At 64.6% G+C, this 22,855-nt stretch carries 19 protein-coding genes and 1 pseudogene; all 20 read left to right on the top strand.

What is annotated here, in order from left to right:
• A pseudogene (locus tag Q2941_RS07890) lies at positions 1-271 on the top strand (ABC transporter ATP-binding protein); the annotation flags it as partial.
• A 1-nt stretch (position 272) separates the two neighbouring features.
• Positions 273-1,187 carry a branched-chain amino acid ABC transporter permease gene (locus Q2941_RS07895; RefSeq protein WP_254112022.1) on the top strand — a complete coding sequence of 305 codons (915 nt, stop codon included), beginning with the start codon at positions 273-275 and terminating at the stop codon, positions 1,185-1,187.
• 4 nt (positions 1,188-1,191) lie between these two features.
• Positions 1,192-2,265, top strand: coding sequence for a branched-chain amino acid ABC transporter permease (locus Q2941_RS07900; RefSeq protein WP_027524211.1), 1,074 nt, complete (start codon positions 1,192-1,194; stop codon positions 2,263-2,265).
• A gap of 30 nt (positions 2,266-2,295) precedes the next feature.
• Complete coding sequence (locus tag Q2941_RS07905; RefSeq protein ID WP_458192107.1) at positions 2,296-3,483, top strand: ABC transporter substrate-binding protein; 1,188 nt, start codon at positions 2,296-2,298, stop codon at positions 3,481-3,483.
• An 88-nt stretch (positions 3,484-3,571) separates the two neighbouring features.
• A complete protein-coding gene (pxpA, locus tag Q2941_RS07910) occupies positions 3,572-4,300 on the top strand; it encodes a 5-oxoprolinase subunit PxpA (protein ID WP_027524209.1) in 729 nt (242 codons plus the stop codon).
• A 43-nt stretch (positions 4,301-4,343) separates the two neighbouring features.
• Complete coding sequence (locus Q2941_RS07915; RefSeq protein WP_027524208.1) at positions 4,344-4,586, top strand: acetyl-CoA carboxylase; 243 nt, start codon at positions 4,344-4,346, stop codon at positions 4,584-4,586.
• 16 nt (positions 4,587-4,602) lie between these two features.
• Positions 4,603-5,997: an acetyl-CoA carboxylase biotin carboxylase subunit gene (locus Q2941_RS07920; RefSeq protein ID WP_458192108.1), complete on the top strand. Its 1,395-nt coding sequence runs from the start codon at positions 4,603-4,605 to the stop codon at positions 5,995-5,997.
• A 43-nt stretch (positions 5,998-6,040) separates the two neighbouring features.
• Positions 6,041-6,916 (top strand): 5-oxoprolinase subunit B family protein, encoded by an 876-nt coding sequence (locus Q2941_RS07925; protein WP_027524206.1) that lies wholly within the window; start codon positions 6,041-6,043, stop codon positions 6,914-6,916.
• The gene (locus tag Q2941_RS07930; RefSeq protein WP_458192109.1) at positions 6,906-7,883 is read left to right on the top strand and encodes a 5-oxoprolinase subunit C family protein; all 978 of its coding nucleotides are present in this window, start codon (positions 6,906-6,908) and stop codon (positions 7,881-7,883) included. The genes Q2941_RS07925 and Q2941_RS07930 overlap by 11 nt, the downstream gene beginning before the upstream one ends.
• A gap of 172 nt (positions 7,884-8,055) precedes the next feature.
• Complete coding sequence (locus Q2941_RS07935) at positions 8,056-9,021, top strand: LysR family transcriptional regulator (protein WP_458192172.1); 966 nt, start codon at positions 8,056-8,058, stop codon at positions 9,019-9,021.
• A gap of 106 nt (positions 9,022-9,127) precedes the next feature.
• Positions 9,128-10,087, top strand: a complete 960-nt coding sequence (locus Q2941_RS07940) for an AraC-like ligand-binding domain-containing protein (protein WP_458192110.1) — start codon at positions 9,128-9,130, stop codon at positions 10,085-10,087.
• Between the two features lie 170 nt (positions 10,088-10,257).
• Positions 10,258-12,282 carry a hydantoinase/oxoprolinase family protein gene (locus Q2941_RS07945; RefSeq protein WP_027524202.1) on the top strand — a complete coding sequence of 675 codons (2,025 nt, stop codon included), beginning with the start codon at positions 10,258-10,260 and terminating at the stop codon, positions 12,280-12,282.
• A gap of 4 nt (positions 12,283-12,286) precedes the next feature.
• Positions 12,287-14,248, top strand: a complete 1,962-nt coding sequence (locus Q2941_RS07950) for a hydantoinase B/oxoprolinase family protein (protein ID WP_458192111.1) — start codon at positions 12,287-12,289, stop codon at positions 14,246-14,248.
• A gap of 106 nt (positions 14,249-14,354) precedes the next feature.
• Positions 14,355-15,452, top strand: coding sequence for a TMAO reductase system periplasmic protein TorT (gene torT, locus Q2941_RS07955; RefSeq protein ID WP_458192112.1), 1,098 nt, complete (start codon positions 14,355-14,357; stop codon positions 15,450-15,452).
• 70 nt (positions 15,453-15,522) lie between these two features.
• On the top strand, positions 15,523-17,061 hold the full coding sequence (locus Q2941_RS07960; protein ID WP_254112016.1) for a sugar ABC transporter ATP-binding protein: 1,539 nt from the start codon (positions 15,523-15,525) through the stop codon (positions 17,059-17,061).
• Complete coding sequence (locus Q2941_RS07965; RefSeq protein ID WP_458192113.1) at positions 17,058-18,074, top strand: ABC transporter permease; 1,017 nt, start codon at positions 17,058-17,060, stop codon at positions 18,072-18,074. Before Q2941_RS07960 ends, Q2941_RS07965 begins: the two co-directional genes overlap by 4 nt.
• Positions 18,067-19,080, top strand: a complete 1,014-nt coding sequence (locus tag Q2941_RS07970) for an ABC transporter permease (protein WP_458192114.1) — start codon at positions 18,067-18,069, stop codon at positions 19,078-19,080. Before Q2941_RS07965 ends, Q2941_RS07970 begins: the two co-directional genes overlap by 8 nt.
• Positions 19,077-19,970: an FAD binding domain-containing protein gene (locus tag Q2941_RS07975; protein ID WP_458192115.1), complete on the top strand. Its 894-nt coding sequence runs from the start codon at positions 19,077-19,079 to the stop codon at positions 19,968-19,970. The genes Q2941_RS07970 and Q2941_RS07975 overlap by 4 nt, the downstream gene beginning before the upstream one ends.
• 16 nt (positions 19,971-19,986) lie before the next feature.
• Positions 19,987-20,445 carry a (2Fe-2S)-binding protein gene (locus Q2941_RS07980; protein ID WP_035662919.1) on the top strand — a complete coding sequence of 153 codons (459 nt, stop codon included), beginning with the start codon at positions 19,987-19,989 and terminating at the stop codon, positions 20,443-20,445.
• Between the two features lie 15 nt (positions 20,446-20,460).
• Positions 20,461-22,833, top strand: coding sequence for a xanthine dehydrogenase family protein molybdopterin-binding subunit (locus Q2941_RS07985; protein ID WP_027524194.1), 2,373 nt, complete (start codon positions 20,461-20,463; stop codon positions 22,831-22,833).
• Positions 22,834-22,855 lie beyond the last annotated feature (22 nt).

Here is a 22,855-nt window from a genome sequence, read left to right on the forward strand (position 1 = left end):
GTGTATAAGAGACAGCATCATGGCGATCGACGAGCCGTCGCTCGGCCTCGCGCCAAAGATCATCGACCAGGTCTACGAGATCCTGGTGCGGCTGCGGGCGCAGCGCAAGCTCACGCTCCTGATCGTCGAGCAAAGCTCGACCCGCGCCATGATGACCGGTGGACGGATGATCCTGATCCGCGGAGGTCGCATCGTTCTGGAGGGGGCGGCCACCGACATGATCAAGGACGATCGCCTGAAGCAGGCCTATTTCGGCTTCGGAGATCACTGAGATGACGGAGATCCTCCAGATAGTCTTCGACGCCCTGAGCCTCGGCAGCCTCTACGCCCTCGGCGCGCTCGGCATCGCCCTGATCTTCGGTGTCATGCGGCTCGTCAATTTCGCCCACGGCGATTTCATCGCCTTCTGCGTGTTCGCAATGCTGTGGCCCTCGGTCGACGCAGCGGCGATCGTATTTGCCGGCCAACTGCCGTTCTATCTGCTGATCCCGCTTCTCCTCCTGATTGGTGCCGTGCTTTCGGTCCTCTCGGAGATCGTCGTCTTCCGCCGCTTCCGCAACGCCAATCCGGCGACGATGATGATTGCATCCTTCGCGCTCGGCTTCGTCATCAGGCATCTCCTTTTGATGTTGTATTCGAGCCGTCCGAAATCGATCACACTGTGGCCGAGCTTGGGCCTGCCGGTCGAATTCCTCGGGGCCCACATTCCGATGCTCCAGATCCTGACCATCATCATCACGCTGGTCGTGCTGGTCGTGCTCGTCCTGTTCCTCAAGCGCACGCGCTATGGGCTGGAGATGCGCGCGGCGGCGGAGAATTTCACCATGGCCCGCATGCTCGGGGTTCGCGCCAACGGCGTGATCCTGCTGGCCTTCGCCATCAGCGGCATGCTGGCCGCTGCGATCGGCCTGATCCTGGCCACCAACTCCGGCACCGCCGATATCGGCATGGGCGCCAACGTGATGCTGATCGCCTTCATCGCGACCGTGATCGGCGGCCTCGGCAGCATTCCCGGAGCGGTTGCCGCCGGCTTCCTGATCGGCGGGGCGAGCGTCGTGTTCCAGGCAACCTTGCCGCACGACGCCCGCGTGTTCCGCGACGCCTTCGTCTATGGCGCCGTCATCGTCGTGCTCCTGGTGCGGCCGCAGGGCCTGTTCGCACCGAAATCCTCCAAGCAGAGAGTCTGATCGTATGTCGACGCGGCCCTCCGTCATCCGGCAGACGATCGTAACACCGATCATCCTGATCGTGGCGCTGCTCATCATGGCCGCCCTCACCTATCAGTTCGGCAGCCGGGCCTTCAACCGCACTGCAGTCGAGATGTTCATCAACATCATGGTGGTCGTCGGGCTCTATGTCTTCGTCGGCAATTCCGGCCTCTTGTCGTTCGGCCACATCAGCTTCATGTGCCTTGGCGCCTACATGACCGCCTGGCTCGCCATTCCGCCGGTGATGAAGTCGATCACGCTGAAGGGATTGCCGGCCTGGCTCCTGCACACGCAACTGCCGATGTGGGTGGCGACCCCGATCTCGGGCGTGTTCGCGGCACTGTTCGCGCTGATCATCGGGCGCGTCATCATGCGCCTGTCGGGCATCGCCGCCTCGATCGCGACCTTCGGCCTGCTTGGCGTCGTCAACAACGTCTATTCGAACTGGGACTCCGTGACGGGCGGACAAGGCTCGATCGTCGGCATTCCGCCGACCATGAATGTCTGGATCGGCTGGCTCGGTGCCGCCGTCGCGATCGTGATCGCCTATCTCTATTCGATCTCGCGCTCGGGGCTTGCGCTTCGCGCCACACGCGACGAAGCGGTCGCGGCGAGCGCCTCCGGTATCGACATTGTCCGCGAGCGGCTGATCGCGTTCGTCGTCAGCGCCTTCATCATCGGGCTCGCGGGCGCGCTCTATGCGCACTTCCTCAGCATCGTGAATCCCGGCGCGTTCTATCTACGGACGACCTTCGTCACGCTGTCGATGCTGGTGGTCGGCGGCATGTACAGCCTCAGCGGGGCCGTCTCGGGCGTGGTTGTGATGTCGGTACTGATCGAGCTGTTCCGCAATCTCGAGAAGGGCATCAGCCTCGGCGGCCACACCGTCGCATTGCCGAACGGCGTCCAGGAGATCGCGATCGGCATCATCACCATCGTGATCCTGATGTACCTGCCCATGGGACTGACCCGCAACCAGGAATTCTCCTGGCGTGGATGGCCGTTGCAGCGGCGTCTGGCGCGCCCCGTCCAGACGGCGCTGAAGGAACTGAACTGACGTTCGTTTGCTCAATTGGAGGAGTGGCTCATGCATTTGAATACAGTACTTGGCTTTCTGGCCGGAGCGTCCGCGCTCGGGTTCACGCCGGCACAGGCGGCCGACGAGATCGTCGTCGGCTTCGCGACCGCGGCATCCGGATTCATGCAGGCCTACGACAAGCCGGCGCAGGATGCGGCCCTGATCCGGATCGACGAGATCAACAAGGCCGGCGGCCTGCTCGGCAAGAAGATCAAGCCCGTCTTCGCCGACACCAAGACCGACCAGGCCGAAGGCGCCAAAGCCGGTCTCGCGGTGCTCGACCAGGGCGCCGATCTCGTCATCGTCTCCTGCGACTATGATTTCGGCGCACCCGCAGCGCTGCAAGCGCAGGCGGCCGGCAAGGTTTCCTTCTTCCTCTGCGCGGAGTCGATCAAGGCCGGCATTCCCGGCGTCGGCCCCTTCTCGTTCTCGGCCTCGGTGCTCGCGGCCGTACAAGGCGCTACCATGGCGGAATGGGCCTACAACAAGAAGAACGCGCGCAACTTCTACCGGCTGCTCGATAGCTGGACCGTCTACAACAAGGGCATCTGCGACGGCTTCGACTGGCAGATGCCGCACCTGAAGGAAGCCAAGCTCGTCGGCAGCGACACTTTCAAGAACGATGACGCCTCGATCGCCTCGCAGATCACGCGCATCAAGAGCCTGCCGAAGGAACCCGACGCCATCATGCTCTGCACGATGATGCCGGGTGCCGTTTCCGCCATCAAGCAGATCCGCGCCGCCGGCATCAAGTCGATGATCCTGAATGGCTCCGGCGTCGACGGCAGCTATTGGCTGAACGCCGTGCCTGACCTCTCGAACTTCTATGTCCCCGTGCAGGGCTCGGTGTATGGCGACGATCCCAATCCCAAGGTCAATGAGTTCAACAAGAAGTACAAGGAAGTCACCGGTGGCGATCCGTCCAGCCAGTACGTCTATCCCGGCTACGTCCTGATCGACGTCTGGGCCAAGGCGGTCGAACGCGCCAAGTCGACCGATGCGGCCGCTGTCGTGGTCGAGCTCGAGAAGATGAACAACGAAGCCACGCTGTTCGGGCCGCGCACCTTCACCAAGGACATCCACCACCAGAACCAGGGCCGTTACCTGATCGTCGACACCGAGGCCGGCAAGCCGAAGGTGGTCGATCAGTGGACCATTTCGGAAAAGATTCCGCTCGACTATCTGGTGTCCAAGTAACCCGCAAATGCGCCGTCCGGGGTACGCCAGGCGCGCCCCGGACGGCCTTGCTTCTTCGTCTGCAAAGCCGTTGGGAGGAAATGGAGAGATGGTCGTGATCAACTGCGACATGGGCGAGGCCTACGGCCTCTACAAGATGGGCGACGACAAGGCACTGATGCCCCATATCGACGTCGCCAACGTCGCTTGCGGCTTTCATGCCTCCGACTTCAATCACATGCGCAAGACGGTGCAGCTCGCCAAGGAGTTCGGCGTCAAGGTCGGCGCGCACCCCTCGCTGCCGGACTTGCAGGGCTTTGGCCGCAGGGAGATGAAGATCAGCCGCGAGGAACTGGCCAACTGCCTGCTCTATCAGATCGGAGCACTCAAGGCATTCCTGGACGCCGAGGGCATGACGCTCAACCACATCAAGCCGCACGGCGCGCTCTATGGCATGGCGTCGCGCAACGAGGAGATCGCCGAAGCCGTGGCTGATGCGGCCGACGTCTACAAGGTGCCACTGCTCGGCATGAAGGGAACGCTGCATCAAAAGGTTTATGAGCGGCGCGGCCACACATTCGTCGCCGAATATTATGCCGACCTCGACTATAACGCCGACGGCAGCCTCATCATCACCCGCGAACACGAGGCCAAGGACCCCATCGATGCCGCCTCACGGTGCACGCGCGCCGTGAGCGAAGGCAAGACGCGGACGGTGGCCGGAAACGACATCACCGTAGGCGCGGATTCGATCTGCATCCATTCCGACACGCCCAACGCGGTGGCGATCGCAGAAGCCGTTCGCGAGGCGGTCCGTCCCTACCTCACCGCGCGCTGATCCGGTGCGCCAACAATCAAAGCAATCACATCATGAGGAACCCATGGCAACCCAACAAATCTTCTCGCCGCTTCCCGGCATCTTCTACCGCAAGCCTGCACCGGACAAGCCGGTCTACAAGAACGACGGCGACGTGGTCGCGGACAGCGACACGATCGGGCTCGTCGAGGTGATGAAGTCGTTCAACGAGGTGAAGGCCGGCGCCGCTGGCAAGATCCTGCGGTTCCTCGCCGAGAACGAGGAGCCCGTGATGGCCGGTCAGCCGATCGCCGAAATCGACGTTTGAGGCTCGTCGCATCTCCATGGCGATCAAAAAGCTCCTCATAGCCAATCGCGGCGAAATCGCGGTGCGCATCATTCGCGCAGCGCGCGAGCTCGGCATTGTGACCGTGCAGGTCTATAGCAAGGCCGACAAGGACTCGCTCGCCACCAGGCTCGCCGACGAGTCGATCGAGATCGGCCCGCCCCAGGCGTCAAAATCCTATCTCAACCAGGCCGTCATCCTCGAGGCCGCCAAGAGTGCCGGAGCGGACGCCATCCATCCCGGCTACGGGTTCTTGGCCGAGAATGCTGAATTCGCCGGGGCTGTCGAAGCGTCAGGCCTGATCTTCGTTGGTCCGACCGCGCAATCGATCCGGCTGATGGGCGACAAGGTCGCGGCGCGGGAAGCTGCTGCCTCGGCCGGCGTTCCCACTGTCCCTGGCAGCCGGGGTCGCCTGGTGTCCATTGACGAGGCCTTCGCGCTGGTCGACAAGACGGGCTTTCCCGTCATGATCAAGGCGGCGGCCGGCGGCGGTGGGCGCGGGATCCGCATCGCGCGCTCGGCCGAGGAATTCCGTCATCTGATGCCGCAGGCTCAGGCCGAAGCGCTCGCCGCGTTCGGCGATGGCGGGCTTTACGTCGAGAAGCTGGTCGAAGGCGCGCGACACATAGAGGTACAGGTGCTCGGCGACGGGCACGATGTCATCCATTGCTTCGAGCGCGAATGCTCTTTGCAGCGTCGCCGCCAGAAAGTCTGGGAAGAAGCGCCCTCGCCTTCGCTGGCTCCAGCTGTCCGTGAAAAACTCTGTGCCTCTGCTGTCGCGCTGGCCCAAGCGGTCAACTATCGCGGCGCCGGAACGCTCGAATATCTCTACGACGACCGGACCCACGACTTCTATTTCCTGGAAATGAATACCCGCATCCAGGTCGAGCATCCCGTCACGGAGATGATCACCGGGATCGATCTCGTGGGCGAGATGATCCGGATCGCCGGCGGCGAGCGCCTGCGAATCCGCCAGCACGAGGTGCGCGTCAGCGGTCATTCGATCGAGGTCCGCATCAATGCCGAGGATCCCTCGAAAAACTTCTCGCCGAACCCGGGCACCGTCAGCGCACTCGGCGTACCCGGCGGCGACGGCGTACGCTTCGACAGCATGCTCTATCAGGGCTACACGGTGCCGCCCTTCTACGACAGCCTGCTCGCCAAGCTGATCGTACATGACAAAGATCGGGCCAGCGCGATCCGAAAGCTCGAGCGCGCCCTTGCCGAGCTCAACGTCGAGGGCCTGGCGACCACGAAGTCGCTGCATCAGGCGCTTACCCGCGACGCCGACGTGCAGGCCGGACGCTTTCACACAGCCTGGCTCGAACCATGGCTGGAATCCCATGCCGCGACGCTTGCGGCACCGTTACCGACCGCAAAGGTTGCGCCATGATCGCGAGAGAAACCGTCCCGTCAGCAACAGGAGGCCGCTAGTCATGCAAACCCGATTTTCCTTCGGCGGCGATGAGCATATCTTCGCCGAAGTCGGTGAAGCGATGTCGCTGGAGGCATTCTTCAAAAGTCTCTTCGTCACCAATGCGGTGCGGGACGCCAAGATCAAGGGCGTGACCGAGATCTGCCCGGCGAATGCATCCTATCAGATCAAGTTCGATCCAGATCAGATCAAGCCCGACGATCTCCTCACCGAGCTGAAGCGACTGGATACGGGGTCCGAGAAGTCCGAGCCGGTGATCAAGACGCGGATCATCGAAATCCCCGTGCTCTACAACGATCCCTGGACGCACGAGACCCTGATGCGCTTCCGCGAGCGGCATCAGGATCCAAATGGGACTGATCTCGAATACGCCGCGCGCATCAACGGGCTCGATGGCGTCGATGCCTTCATCAAGGCGCATTCAAGCGCCCCCTGGTTTGTTTCGATGGTCGGCTTCGTCGCAGGCCTGCCCTTCCTCTACCAGATGGTGGAGCGCAAGCGGCAGCTTCAGGCGCCGAAATACCTGCGGCCGCGCACGGATACGCCAAAGCTCACCGTCGGGCACGGTGGATGCTTCAGTTGCATCTATTCGGTGCGCGGTGCGGGCGGCTACCAGATGTTCGGCATCACGCCGATGCCGATCTACGATCCAAATCAGAAGATCAGTTATCTGCGCGACTTCATGTGCCTGTTCAGGCCGGGCGACATCGTGAAGTGGAAGCCGATCGACCGGGTGGCCTATGACGCTGCGGTCGCCGACGTCGATGCCGGGCGATTTGCGCCGATCATCCGCGACGTCTCGTTCTCGCTGACCGAGTTCAACCGCGATATTGATGCCTATAACCGCAAGCTCGATGGAGTCCTCCATGGCCATTAAGGTTCTAAAGCCGGGTCTTGCAACCACCGTCCAGGACCTCGGGCGTCCCGGCTACTATCACATCGGCATCCCGCTTTCCGGGGGCATGGACCGTCACGCTCTCGCGGCGGCCAATTTGCTCGTCGGCAACCCGGAAGGTGCGGCCGTGCTCGAAGCCGTGTTCATGGGGCCAGAACTCGAATTCACCGAGGACGCCACGGTGGCGATCGCCGGCGCCGAGCTGCCACCCAAGCTCGATGGCGAACCGCGCGAGACCTGGACCAGCTTCAAGGTAAGGCGTGCTCAGATCCTCTCGTTCGATTTCCTCAAGCAGGGCGCGCGCGGCTACATCGCGGTCGCCGGCGGCATCGATGTTCCCGTCGTTCTCGGCTCGCGCTCGACCTACGCGCTCGGCGCGCTCGGCGGCTTCAAGGGCCGAAAGCTCGAAGCCGGCGACGAACTGCCGGTCGGCAAGGTCGCAGCAGCAGTGAAAGATGGCCGTACGGTCACGAGGGACCTGCGCGGCCAGCCGGCCGGGATGCCGACGGAGGTGCGCGCCATGCCGGGGCTCTACTGGCACCGCATCACCGAAGCCGCCGGCAACGGCTTCTTCTCTGACACCTGGAAGGTTGCTCCGGAAGCGGATCGCATCGGCTACCGTTTCAAGGGCGGCAAATCGCTCGAATTCGTGCCACGCGAACCGCCGTTCGGCGCCGGCTCCGATCCGTCCAACATCACCGATGCCTGCTATCCCTACGGCTCGATCCAGGTGCCCGGCGGCACCGAGCCGATCGTGCTGCATCGTGACGCAGTCTCGGGCGGTGGTTATTTCATGGTCGGCACCGTGATTGCTGCAGACATGGATTTGATCGGCCAGCTTCAGCCCAACACGCCGGTGAGGTTCGTCAAGGTCGGCATGGATCAGGCGCTTGCGGCCCGCAAGAACCGGACGGAGCTGCTGGGCAAGCTCCGGACAGCCCTGGCGTAATCGCCAGGGGACGCACGATCTGTCAACGCCCCGACCGGCAGCGGTCGGGGTGAATAGCTCTGTCTGCGCGTCACGTCCGCGGTCGAACCTCCTCGTTCGGCACGAGAGTTGCAACGGACGCGCTGGGGCTGAGAAACCAGACATGAACTATGCAAACATCGGAATAACCGCGATGTCCGTTTCTCTGAAACAGATCCGCTATTTCGTCGCCGCTGCCGAGACCGGACGCATCAGCCAGGCGGCCATGGACCTCAACGTCTCGCAATCGGCAGTAACCGCGGCGATCCAGCAGCTCGAAGCGACCGTTTGCGCACGCCTCCTGGAGCGCACGCCGAACGGCGTGACCGTCACCATGGAAGGCAGCCGTTTCCTGTCCCAGGGCCGTCAGATTCTTGCTGCGGTCGCCGAAGCGGTGCGGAGCACGCATATGTCCGCAGGGCCGCTGTTCGGGACGGTGCGCATCGGCGTGACCTACACGGTGTCCGGCTATTTCCTGCCGCGTCACCAGATGCGCTTCCAGGCGAGCTTTCCCGGTATCACCATCGAACTGTTCGAGGCCCCGCGCGACGTGCTCGAACGTGCGCTCGTCGACGGCGCGCTCGATCTGGCGGTGATGCTGGTCTCCAACCTGCGCGACAATGCCATGCTCGTCAGCGAGACCCTGCTGCGGTCGCCGCGCCGGCTGTGGCTTGCGCCTGAACATCCACTGACCCGCGCCGAGCGGGTCCATCTCGCGGAGATCGCGACCTATCCCTACGTTATGCTCACCGTCGACGAGGCCAAGCACACCTCGATGCGCTATTGGACCCACGCGGCGCTCGAACCGAAAACGGTCTTCCGCACTTCCTCGGTCGAAGCGGTGCGCTCCATGGTTGCAGGCGGCATGGGTATCGCCATTCTGTCCGACCTGATCTACCGGCCCTGGTCGCTGGAGGGACAGCGGATCGAGACCCGTGTCATCGAGGATGAGGTTCCCAGCATGGACGTGGGCCTCGCCTGGCGGCGCGACACAAAACTCTCGGAAGCCGCCAAGGCATTCCTCGATTTCATGCGCTTTGCGGTTGCCGGCGTCGGCCCGGCCAGGCCCCCGGTGAGCCTCGACCATCGGCATCGGGCCGAGGAGGCGATCGAAATCTAAGATATCTGTTTCCGTATTTGTTCGACTTGACGCCGTCCGGCTGCCCTCGCCACACTCGCGCTGGGACAAGACGACCGGAGGCACAGCCGGCGGCCGGGAGTGAGACATGCAAGTCACGTACGCGACTACTGACATTCCATTGCAAGCCCGGCGCCAGTACTGGCAGGAGGTCGTCTCCAGCACTTATTACTCGCTGGACCTTCGTTTTTTCGGGGGGCAGGACTTTCACGGCACACTGGGCGCGTGGTCGCTCGGGCCGGTCTCGATGTCCCGCCAGGCCTCCAACGGCCTGCTCTACAAGCGACATGAACGCCATCTGCTCAATGAGCGAGACGAATGCTTCCTGATCACCGTGCCGGAGCTTGCGGAAATCCGATTCGAGCAGGACGGCAGGGATGTGCGTTGCAAGCCGGGCGCCTTCCTGATCGAGCGCAGCCACCTGCCCTATGAGTTCAGCCATCAAGATCCTGCCGCGCTCTGGGTGCTGAAGATCCCAAGCGCCGTGCTGCGCGCGCGGATTTCCCGCCCCGAGCGCCTGGCAACCCTGCAGATCGACGCCAGCCGCAGCGTCGGTGCGCTGTTCGTCGACACGCTGCGCCTCGCCGGCGACCGCATCGGCGAGATGGACGAGACAGCTCGCGCGATGATAGGCAAGCACCTCATCGAGCTCCTGGCGATGGCCATCGAGTCCGACGACCGCGTGCTGACCGGGCACTCCTCGTCCGTGCGCAATGGCCACCTGCTCCGCTGCGAGCATTTCATTCGTACTCGCCTCGACGACATGCGGCTCACGCCCCAGATGATCGCCGATGGCTGCGGCATCTCGCTTCGATATCTGCAGCAGATTTTCGAGGGCGAGGGCATGACCGTCTGCGCCTATATTCGCAACCAGCGCCTTTCGATGTGCGATGCCCTGCTGCGCGATCCCAATTGCCGCAAGAGCATTTCGGAAATCGCCTATCAGTGGGGCTTCGCCGACCAGGCACAATTCAGCCGCAACTATCGCAGCCGGTTCGGCCGCACACCGAGCGAGGCGCGAGCGACCTCGCGCGCTTCCAATTCCTGAAAACAACGTCACCTGACGTCCGAGTGATCGATTCTTAGGCAACCCGCCGCCGATCCGGGCACACCTGCCCGTCGCTCTCTCGCACAAATCTTCCTGCGCTCAGCGTCAAGAACGCAAGCCGCCGATCTGCCTATGATCGGCGAAACGCTTGTTCGAAAGGAAGACGCATCGTGCAGAACCTTCGCGTGGCCGTCGATGTCGGCGGCACCTTTACCGACATCTGCATTATGGATGAGACGACCGGTCTCATCCGGATCGAGAAGACCTCGTCCACGCGCGATCCGATCGAAGGGATCATGGGCGGCGTCTCCAAGGCGGGAATCGATCTGTCCAAGGTCGCCTTGTTCTCGCACGGCACCACGGTCGCCACCAACGCGCTGATCACGCGCCGCCTGCCCCGCACCGCCGTCGTCAGCACGGAGGGCTTTCGCGACGTCATTGAGATCCGGCGCGCCAACAAGGAAGACCTCTGGGACACCTACAAGGACGTCGTCCGGCCCTACGTGCCGCGGCGCGACCGGCTGACGGTGACGGAGCGAGTCGATGCCGCCGGCAAGGTGATCCAGCCCCTTGACCTCGACGCCGCACGCAACGTCGCGCGCATCCTGAAGCGAAGGGGTGTCGCCGCGATCGCGGTCTGCTTCATGAACGCCTATCTCAACGGCGAAAACGAGCGCGCCATGCGCGAGATCTTGCTGCAGGAGATGCCGGACATCCCGGTCTCGATCTCCTCGCAGGTGCTCCCCGAAATCTTCGAGCACGAGCGGTTCTCGACCACGGTCGCCAACGCCGTCGTCAGTCCCGTCGTCGTGAGTTACACGAGCCGCCTCGGCGATCGTCTCGCCGACGAAGGCTATACGCGCGACCTGTTGCTGCTGCACACCGGGGGCGGCGTCATGACGCCGGCGAGCGTAAAGGATTTCGCCGCCCGCCTCGCCGGCTCCGGCATCGCCGCGGGCGCCATCGCCAGCCGCTACATCGCTGGCCTCTGCGGCTTCCCGCACTCGATCGGTCTCGACATGGGTGGCACCTCCACCGACGTGTCGCTGGCTTATGAGGGCCAGTCGCGCATCACCAAGGACTGGCACATCGAGTTCGGTTATCCGATCCGCTTCGCTTCCATCGAGGTGCTCACCATCGGCGCGGGCGGCGGCTCGCTCGCCTGGACCGATCCGGCCGGCTCCTTGCGCAACGGCCCGCAGTCGGCGGGCGCCTATCCGGGCCCGGCCTGCTACGGCAACGGCAACACCCAGCCGACCAACACAGACGCCAACGTCACGATGGGCCGGCTCGGCACGAGCCTGGCCGGCGGCAAGGTCATGCTCGACCCCGAGCTCGCCCGCAAGGCTGTCGAGGATGGCGTCGCAAAACCGTTCGGCCTCGGCCTGCACGAGGCGGCCGACGCCATCCTGAAGGTCGCCAACGCCAACATGTCGGACGCCGTGCGGCTGATCTCGATCAGCCGCGGCTACGATCCACGCGATTTCGCCCTCGTCGCCTTCGGCGGCGCCGGCGCGCTGCACGGCGTCGACGTCGCACGGGAGCTGGCGATCCCCGTTGTGATCGTGCCGCCCAATCCAGGCGTGACGTCTGCGCTCGGCTGCCTCCTGGTCGACATGCAGCACGATTTCTCGCAAAGCTGCATGGTCGGCGCCGACGAGGCCGATGCCGCCGATATCGAGACTCAGTTCGCCGCGCTGGAGAAGGAAGCGCTGGCGCGACTGACCCATGAAGGCGTAGCGCGGCAGGACATCGTGCTGCAGCGCTCGATCGACATGATGTATCGCGGTCAATGGCGCTCGCTGGCCGTCACAGCGCCGCGCCCGATCGGCAAGGTCGCCGACCTCGTGCAGAGTTTCCATGCCGAGCACCAGCGCGAATACAATTTCCGCCGCGACGACTCGCCCGTCAGCCTCTTCCGCCTCAATCTGAAGGCGATTGGTGTCGTGCCCAAGGCCGAGTTCGCCATCCACAAGCCGACCGGCGTGATCCCTGAGCCGGTCAGCAGCCGCAGGGTCTGGTTCGACGGCAACGGGCTCGACACGCCCGTCTACGCGCGCGACGACCTGCCTTGCGGCTTCTCCTTTCAGGGCCCTGCGATCATCGAGCAGGTCGATGCGACCACCGTCGTGCCCCCCGGCGCTAGCGCCGAGGTCGACAAATATCTCAACATCATCATCCGCGTGAAGGAGTGAGCCGATGGCCGCAGATCTCCCGCTCGACCCCGTGACCTTCGAGGTTCTCAAGAACTCCTTCATCACCAGCGTCGACCAGATGGGCGAGCAGGTGCTTCGGACCTGCTATTCCTTCGTGATCTACAACCGCGACTTCTCAAGTGCGCTGCACGACGCCAAGGGCGAATGCGCTGCACAGGGCAATCAGGACATCGCGGTCCATGTCGGCACGTTGCACTTCACCTGCCAGGACGTCATGCGGCACTTCGAGGGCGACATGCATGAAGGGGACGTCTATGCAATCAACGATCCCTATGCCGGCGGCACGCATTTCTCCGACGTGCGGCTGATCCGGCCGATCTTCGCCGACGGCAAGATCATCGCCTTCAGCCAGTCGAATGGCCACTGGTCCGACGTCGGCGGCAGCGTGCCGGGATCGTTCGACGTCGCCGCCCGCGAGATGTTCCGCGAAGGCCTGCGCATCACTCCCGTGCGCCTGTTCGACAAACGTGGCTTGCGTAAGGACGTCGCGCATCTTCTCGCCTCCAACACCCGTGACCCCGCCTCGATCATCGGCGACATCCAGGCCCAAGCCGAGGCGACCGCGGTCTGCGGGCGCGAGATCCTGCGCCTCGTCAGCAAATACGGCCGCGACACCGTCGAGACCGGGCTCGCTGCGGTCCAGGACTATGTCGAGCGTTCCGCGCGCCAGCGCATCGCAGCCTTGCCCGACGGCGAATGGGAGACGGTCGATTTCATCGATCGTGACCCGGCCGGCGGCGAAGGCATGATTCCGATCAAGATCAAGATGACGATCAAGGGCGATCGCGCGATCTACGATTTCACCGGCAGCCATCCGACCATCGGCTCGATCTACAATTCGGCCTTCGGCGCGACCTTCTCGGCGGTGGTGGCCGGGATGAAGACGTTTTTCCCCGACCTGCCGCTCAATTCCGGATTCTATCGCTGCTTCGACATCATCGCGCCCGAAGGCTCGATCGTCGACGCGAAGTGGCCGATTGCGGTCACCGGCTTCCTGATGCCCTTCGAGAAGATCATGAACTCGATCTACGAGATGTGGTCGAAGCTGATGCCCGAGCGCGCGCTCGCCTGCGCCTTCAATCTTGAATATCTGCTCACCGGCGGCTTCGATGGCCGCAGCGCCGACAAGCCGATCTTCATGTTCTACGACTGGCTGCCGGGCGGCTGGGGCGGCCGCAACGGCAAGGACGGCAGCAACGTCACCACCGCCTGCTTCGGCACTGGCCTGATGTCGCAGCCGGTCGAAGGCCAGGAGCGCGCCAATCCGATCCTGACCACAAAGTGCGAGATCCTGACCGACTCGCCCGGTCCCGGGAAATGGCGCGGCGGCGCCGGCGTGATGAAGACCTCGCGCATGCTGCAGGCGGAGAAGACCGTGATCTCCTACATCTGCGACCGCGAGCGTGCCGTGGTATGGGGCATCGAGGGCGGCCTACCGTCAATGCCGCACGGCCTGACGTTGAAGCGCGCGGGTGCAGATTCCGAGGAGCGCCTCGGCTCGATCTTCTCGGACGTTTCGATCGGCGAAGGCGACGTGTTCTCGCGTCCGACAGCCGGCGGCGGCGGATTCGGCGATCCGCTGGAGCGGGACCCGCGCCTTGTGATCGAGGATATCAAGGACGACTATGTGTCGGTCGCACGCGCCGCCAAGGACTACGGCGTGGTGGTGCAGATCATCGATGCCGAACTGTGCGAGTACGACATCGACAAGACCGCGACCGATGTGCTTCGCACCAAGCTCAGGGCCGAGCGCGTCGCAAATGCAAGGCTCGATCCGGAAATCGTAGCCGCGCGCTATCGCAGCGGCGAGATCGATGCGCTCGACGTCATCCGCCAGCATGCCGTGATCCTCGACTGGGGGAACGGCCGGCTCCTCCCCGAATCCACGCGTCAGTTCCGCGAGGTCTTCGAGCGGCGCTCGGTCGCAAAATGGGCCGCGGGCTGATCCCCGTTGGCAATCGCGTCGCCCACGGGCGGCGCGGCACGCGCATGCAAGGAGGACCCGATGCCGGCGGTCCTCACCCCATCATTCGAACCAAGAGGATTGAGCCATGACCTGCACGACGCGCCTTTCCATCAACCGGCTTCGGCCGATCTGCACAACGCTCGGCGTCGCCGCGAGCCTCGCTGTTTGCGCAATGACCGCGGCCTCGGCCGAAACGCCATGGTTTCCGATGAAGGTTTACGACGCCTCGTCGGGCACGCCAAAACCGGCGGAATATACGGCGCTGGAGAAGGCCGAGAAGCCCTACAAGCTCTGTGTGCTGTTTCCGCACATGAAGGACAGTTTCTGGGTGGCGGTCGCCTACGGCGTCGTGAAGCAGGCCGAGGCCTTGAACGTCAACATGACGCTCTATGAAGCCGGCGGCTACGAGAACCTGCCCAAGCAGCTCTCGCAGTTCGACGATTGCATGGCGAGCGGCGCGGATGCAATCATCGTCGGCGCGATCTCCGGCGCAGGCCTCAGCAAGAAATTCGAAGAAGCGAAGGCCAAGGGCGTTCCGGTCGTCGGCGTCGCCAATCCGCTGCCGCCCAATGCCCTGCCCGCCGCCAATTATGTCGACTTCGTCGTCATGGGTGAGGTCACCGGCGAGGGCCTGCTGGCGCAGTCCAAGCCCGGCGACAAGCTCAACATCGTGACCTTCCCGGGACCGGCCGGCTCCGGCTGGGCGGAATCCTTCAACGAAGGCTTCAAGAAGGCGGTGGCGAAGAATCCGAACGCCAAGGTGCTCGCCGAGAAGTTCGGCGACTCCGGTGTCGCGGTCCAGCTGCAGTTGATCCAGGACGCGCTGCAGGCCTATCCCAACATGAACGTGATCTGGGGCACCGCGCCCACCGCCGAGGCTGCGATCGGCGCGGTGGCAGAAGCCGGCCGTAGCGACCTGAAGATCATGTCGTCCTACGAGAACCAGGCCATGCTGGATGCGCTGAACCGAGGCGACATCCTGGCCTTTGCAACGCAGTACCCGGTCGGCGAAGGCGCCATCTCGGTCGACCAGGCGGTGCGCCTGATCGAGAAGAAGCCAGTGATGAGCCTCGCCCAGCCGCTGGCCTCCGCGGTCGACAAGACCACCGTGCCGAAACTGCAGATGGATCTCGTGCTGGCGCCGGCAAAGTGGACCCCGGTCTACTCGGTCAAGGCCAAGTAAGCCTGCGATTAATTCTTGAGGCGGGAGATGCGTCTCCCGCCTCTCGTCCCAACGGCCTGCGGAGCAGCAGATGGATGTCGACGACGACCCGAAGCCGGCCGAACCTCTGCTTCGACTGCGAGGCATCTCGAAGCATTTCACGGGCGTCCGTGCGCTCGATCGGGTCGATCTCGACGTCCGTGCCGGCGAGCTGCACGTCCTGTTCGGCGAGAACGGCGCCGGCAAATCGACCCTGATCAACGTGGTGTCGGGCACATTTCCGCCCGACGAAGGCACTTTCCATTTCGAGAGTGAAGAGATCCGTCATCTCACGCCACAACGGGCGCGCGCGATCGGCATCAGCCCGGTGTTCCAGGAATTCTCCCTCGTTCCGAGTCTCACCGTCGAAGAGAACCTGTTCCTCGGCCGCGAAGTCTCGCAAGGCGGCGTGTTGCGGGCCCGAGAGATGCGCAAGCGCGCAACCGCGCTGATCGACGAGCTCGGTTTCGATCTCAATCCTGCGCTGCGGGTTGACGATCTGTCGCGCGCGCACCAGCAGATGGCGGAGATTGCCAAGGCCCTGCTCGGCCGCGTGCGCCTTTTGATCCTCGACGAGCCGACCGCTTCGCTCACGGAGCGCGAGACCGGGCGGCTGTTCGAGCTGATCGCCCGGCTCAAGAGCCAGAATGTCGGGCTGATCTACGTGTCGCACCGCATGCGCGAGATCCGCGCGCTGGCCGACCGCGTGACGGTGCTCCGCGACGGCCGCCACATCCGCACCCTCGATGCTGCGACATCGACCGACGGAGAGCTGGTGGAGCTGATGACCGGCCGCAAGATCGATCTGCTGTTTCCGACCATCGCGCACAAGCCGGACAAGGTGATGGTCGACGTCGAAAACCTGACGCTCGCCGACGGCAGCGTTCGCGATGTGAACCTCTATGCCCGGGCCGGCGAGATCACGGGCATCGCCGGCCTTGTCGGCTGCGGCAAGTCGGAGCTGATCCGGGCCATCTATGGCATCGAGCCGGCGACGTCCGGCGTGATCCGGATCGACGGTGCGCCTTATGAATTCCCTGCCGCGCGACGCAGCCTGAAGCGCGGCATCGCCTATTTCCCCGCCAACCGCATCGCTGAAGGGCTCGCACTGTCCCGGCCGATCCGTGAGAACGCCTCGATGACGGTGCTCGACCTGCCCGCCTTCGCCCGCTTCGGCCTACTGAGGCAGGCCGCGGAGCGCGCCAGGATCGGCGGAATCATGGCGCAGTTGCAGCTCAGGCCACCCAATATCGAGCGCACCGCCGGCGCGTTGTCCGGCGGCAACCGCCAGAAGGTGATGCTCGGCCGCGCGCTAACGCGCGAGCTCACCGTGTTCCTGTTCGACGAGCCGAGCGTCGGCATCGACGTCGGCGCCAAGCTCGAAGTCTACGAGTTCATGAAGCGCCTGGTCGAGGCAGGCGCCGCGGTGATCGTGGTGTCCTCGGAATTGCCGGAGGTGCTGGCGCTGTCGAACCGGCTCTATGTCATGCATCACGGCCGCATCGCCGCGGAATTGACCGGTGACGAGAAGACCGAGCAGAACGTGCTTTCGAGCTTCTTCCGGGATCATCTCACGGCGGAGGTTGCATGAGCACGGCGCTGGTCACCGCAGGGCCGCAGAGCTCGATCGGCCTCCGATCGATCGCCGGCCGAATCGGGTTTCTGCCGGCACTTCTGCTGCTGCTCGTCGCCGCCATGTCCGCGACCGATCCCCAGTTCTACGGCATCATCAACATCCTCAACATCCTGCGTAACGCCTCCCTGCTGGCGATCGTTGCCTGCGGCCAGGCGCTGGTCATCGTCGCTGGCGGCTTCGATCTTTCGGTCGGCGCAGTCGTCGCACTCGCGAGCGTCGTGACCGCCAAGACGATGGCCACCACCGCTACCGCGTTTCCCGGCAACACCGCCCTCATCATTGCAAGCGGCGTCGCGGCCGGGCTCGGCTGCGGGATCGCGGTCGGGCTCGTCAACGGGTTCTGCGTGGCAAAACTCAAGGTCTCCGGCTTCGTGGTGACCTTGGGCACGATGTCGGCAACCGCAGGCGTCGGCCTCATGATCACGAATGGCATCCCCGTTTATGGCATGCCCGACATCTTCGTGAAGGGCTTTGGGCGCGCGCAAGCGTTCGGCCTGCCGACCGCCGTTCATGTCGCGCTGATCGTGATCCTCGTAATGGTATTCGCGCAGCGACGCACGCTGTTCGGCCGCTACGTCTACGCGATCGGCGGAAACGTCGATGCGGCCGTGGTGTCGGGCGTGTCGATCCAGCGCCACATCGTGGGCACTTATGTCCTATCGAGTGTGCTTGCAGCGCTGGCCGGTATCCTGCTCACCGCGCAGGTCGGCTCCGGCCAGGCAAGCTTCGGCGGCGACCGGATGATGCTGCAATCGATTGCGGCTGCCGTCATCGGCGGGGTCAGCTTGCGTGGTGGCGTCGGGCGGGTCGAGATCGTCGCCATCAGCGCGCTGTTCCTGACCATTCTCGGCAATGCGCTCAACCTGCTGCACGTCGACTCCCGGCTTCAGCCGGTCTTCCTCGGCGTGATCATGGTGGCGGCGGTGGCGCTCGACGAACTCAGCCGACGGAGGAAAGCCCGTGTCTGACCTCGAATTGTCCGTCATGGCCAAGGACACGGATCGTGCCAAGCCGCTGTCGGGCCGCTGGGTCTGGAATGCGGTGCTGCCGGCTGCGCTGGTGGCGCTGCTGCTCGGCTTCGCCGCGTTCGACCATGGCGTGCTCTCGCCGGCCAACCTGCTCAATATTGCCCAGCAGACCAGCTACCTGGCTCTGTTCGCGATGGCCCAGACCGTGGTCATCCTGACGCGCGGCTTCGACCTTGCGCTGGGCCCAACGGTGTCGATGGTCAGCGTGGGCACCGCGCTCGCCATGGCCGGTGCCACGGCGACGGGTCACGACACCAGCGTGGTGCTGTTCGCCGGGCTCTGCGCCGGCTTCGGCCTCGGCATCGCCTGCGGTCTCTTCAACGGCGTGGTCATCGCGCTGCTCGGCGTCAATCCCTTCGTCGCGACGCTCGGCAGCTACAACATCGCGATCGGAATTGCGACCACGCTCTCCTCCGGCCGGCCCGTGCAAGGTGTGCCGAAGCTATTCTCGCAAATTTTCTATGGCGGCAGCGTCTTCGGCGTACCAGCGGCCATCGTCATCACCGTCGTCATCGGAATCGCGCTCCACCTGATCCTGTCGTGCACCGTGTTCGGGCGATCGCTCTATATCATCGGCACCAATCCACGCGCGGCCGCGGTCGCCGGCCTGCCGGTGAAACGCATCCTCGTTGCGACCTACGTGTTGTGCTCGGGCCTTGCCGCGCTCGGCGCGATCATGATGACGGCGCGGACCGGATCGGGCGAGCCGAACCTCGGCGGTGCGTTATCGCTGCAAGCGATCGCCGGTGCCGTGGTCGGCGGAACGAGCCTGGCAGGCGGCCGCGGCGGGGTCGGCACTGCCGTGCTCGGCGCGCTGTTCATCACGATCCTGTCCAACGGCATGAACCTCACCCGCATCGACGGATACGTCCAGATGGTCGTGCTGGGCGCGATCGTCATTGTCGGCGTGCTGCTCGATCGCCTGCGACTGGAGCGTGGCCAATGATCACCGGCTCTTCCGTGCAAAGCACCCCTGCCGAGGCGCATAATGCGGCGTCGTCAATCTATGTCGCGCCTTCGCTCGCGAGTGCTCTCGATGCGCTCAGCGAATGCGGCGCAGCCGGCGCCGTCTTCGCCGGTGGCACGTGGATCATGCGATCACCGATCCGGCACGAACCGTTGCGAGCACGCTATGTCGCGATAGGCAGGATCGCCGAACTCGGAGCCGTCCGGATCGGGACCGATGTGGTCGAGATCGGCGCCGCGGTGACGCACGCGGCACTCGCTGCCGCTTTGGCCGATCTCCCCGAATTCGATGTCCTTGCGGCCGCCGCCGGCCGCTCCGCGAACCCGGCGGTCCGCGCGATGGCGACGATCGGCGGCAATCTTGCAACGCCAGGCTTCGCCGCGGCCGATTGCGTACCGGCCTTGCTCTGCCTCGAAGCCGAGATCGAGGTCGCAGGCCGGGACGGTCGCGAACGGATGAAGCTGGAGCACTTCCTCAAGATCCGATCGACCTTGGCGCCCGACCGACTCGTCACGCAGGTCGTCGTGCCGCGCAGCGAGCGCAAGACTGCTCACGCCCGCCTTCCATTGCGCAAAGCCGGGGATTATCCGGTCGCCATCGTCAGCCTCTCGGTCAGCGTCGATGCGGCAGGTCAGGTGCAGGCTGCACGGATTGCGGTCGGTTCTGTCGAACCGGTCGCGCGGCGATGGGAGCGGCTCGAGACCGCCCTGATTGGACGTTCGCTCGACGCCGAGGAAGCGGCGCGGACCGCCGCTGAACTGGCGGACGAGTTCGTCGGCCGCGACGGCATTGACGCGCCAGCCTGGTATCGCGTCAGCGTGTTGCCGGGCCTAGTTCGCCGCGCGGCGGCTACCGCGCTTGGCGCCTAAACCATCGGGGATGCATATGGCTCTCAGCCTGACCGTCAACGGCGACCGGCTCGCCTCCACCGCCGATCCTGCCACCCCGCTCGTCGATATCCTACGTGAAGAACTTCATCTGACCGGCGCAAAACCGGTCTGCCGCGAGGGCTTTTGCGGCGCCTGCATGGTGCTCATCGACGGCAAGCCGACGCCCTCCTGCCTGACGCCGGCCGCGCTCGCCGATGGCTGCGAGATCCAGACGGTCGAGGGCCTTGCGACACACGGCCAGTTGAATCGCATCCAGGCCGCGCTCGACGCCAGCGATGCCGTTCAGTGCGGCATGTGCTTTCCCGGCATGGTGGTCAGTCTGACGCATCTCCTGACGACCAGACCCGACGCCACGCGCGAGGACATTCGTGCGGCGCTGACCGGGAACATCTGTCGCTGCACCGGCTACGAGCGCATCATCGATGCGACGCTGCTCGCATTGGCCACGAAATAATCGGGAGACGCTGACATGTCCGATGTTTCCGCGACCATGGATCTCCGCCGGCGCGACGCTGCCGACAAGCTCCGCGGGCGCACCCGCTACACCGCCGATCGTTATCTACCGGGCATGCTGCACGCCGCGGTGCTGCGCGCCAGCGTGCCGTCGGGCCGGATCGTCCGCCTCGATACCTCCAGAGCCGCCCGCATGCCAGGCGTGCGTGCGATCGTGACGGACGCAGACGCACCCGGTATGATGGGGATCGGCATCGCCGATCATCCGCTCTTCGCGCGCGATCTCATTCACTATGATGGCGAACCGCTGGCTGCGATTGCGGCCACCACATTGGCGCAGGCGCAAGCGGCGCTCGCGGCGATCGAGGTGGAGATCGAGCCCCTGCCCGCTGCGCTCACGATGGCTGACGCGCTGGCGCCTGATGCGCCGCTGGTCCATCCCAACTGGCGCGACTATGAGGTCCTGTTTGAAGGCGGTGCGCGCGAAGGCAACGTCGCCTGGGAGGCAACCGTCGTCCGCGGCGATGTCGATGCCGCCTTTGCCCGGCCGGACGTCGAAATCGTCGAAAGCTCGTTCCGGGTCGGCCGCCAGAACCACGTCGCGCTCGAACCGCGCGCGGTAGTCGCGAGCTACGAGGACGGGCGCTTCCATATTGAGACATCGACGCAGGCCCCTTGGGGCATCCGCAACGCCACCGCGCGCCTTCTGGGCGTGCCGGCATCGCAAGTTCGCGTCACGGTGCCGCCGGTCGGCGGTGGCTTCGGCCTGAAGTTTGATCTGGGGGTCGAACCCTTCGCCGCCCTCCTCGCCCGCGCCAGTGGCCGACCGGTCCGGCTTGTCAATTCGCGCGAGGAGGAAATGCTGACCTGCCTGTTCCGCGAGAATGCCGATATCCGGATTCGCTCGGCAGTTACGCGCGAGGGCGAGATCGTCGGCCGCGAAGCGGTCGTGCTGATGGATTGCGGCGCCTATGGCGGCGAGCAGATCTTCCTGACTACCATGACCGCGCACACGCTCGGCGGAAATTACAGGCTGGGCAGTGTGCGGCTGGTCTCACGCGCGGTCTACACCAACACCACGCCGAACGGCGCCTTCCGCTGCTGCAACGGCGTCTACAACACCTTTGCGCTCGAGCGGCATACCGACGAGATCGCGGCCAGGATCGGCATGGATCCGCTTCTCTTCCGCCGCCGCAACGTGCTCGGCGACAAGGATCTTGGCGCTACAGGCCAAGTGTTCCAAGCGGACGTGCTCGGTCCGATGCTCGACCGGATGGACACGCTGCGCGACGCGGCCACGATGCCACCCGGTCGTTCCGACGGGCGGCTCTATGGTCGTGCGACCACGGTTGGCACCTGGTTCGTCTTTGTGGGTCCGTCGGCTGCGACCGTGAACATGAATGCCGATGGCACGGCGACGTTGGTGACATCCGGTGTCGAGATCGGATCCGGCTCGATGATGCAGGCTTTGCCCCAGATCGTCGCGAGCACGCTCGGCATTGCGCCAGAGAGCGTCATCGTGCGCGCCGCCGATACGGATGCTGCCGGCTATGATGTTGGCGTCGGCGGCGGCCGCACGACCGTCTCGCTCGGCGCAGCGAGCCTGTCGGCGGCACAGGAGGTGCGCACGAAGCTATTGAAGGTCGCCTCCGACATGATCGAGGCCGCTCCCGAAGACCTTGTGATGCGCGAGGGTCGGATCGAGATCGCCGGCGCGCCCGGCTCGGGCCGCACCGTGACCGAGGTTGCGACGCGGGCCCAGGCGCTCGGCGGCCCGATCTCCGGCACGGGTGCTTTCACGGGCGCCGGCGTGCCGGCGATGCCCGGATGCGTCGCCGGCCATTTCATCGACGCGATCGACATCCCCGTCTTCGCCGTCCACGACTGCGAGGTCGCGGTCGATCCGGAGACCGGGCATGTCGAAGTACTGAACTATCGTGTGGTTCAGGACGTCGGCCGCGCACTGAACCCGCGTGCGATCCACGGACAGATTCAGGGCGGCGTCGTGCAAGGGCTGGGCTATGCCTTGCATGAAGAAGCAACCATCGGCAGCAATGGTCGGGTCTGCCAAACCGGCTTCGAAACCTACCGCGTGCCACTGGCGCTCGATGTCGTGCCCGTCGAGATCAGTCTTTACGAGGGCGCGCCCTCGATGGGACCGCTCGGGACCAAAGGTGCCGGCGAGGTACCAATTCTCAATGTCGGAGCGGCCGTCGCATGCGCTGTTGCAAACGCCACAGGAAAGCGCGTCCAAGAGCTGCCATTGACGCCGCCGCGCGTCCTCGAACTTCTGCTCGATCGGAAGCGCGACCTAGACCTTCCCCACATTGCCGAGACGTGGTCGGACAATCTTGTGCGCCCTCACAAAACTCCCCAGGGCAACGCGTAGGAATGATCTTGGCAAGAGGCTC

The sequence above is a fragment of the Bradyrhizobium sp. UFLA05-153 genome, assembly GCF_054185185.1.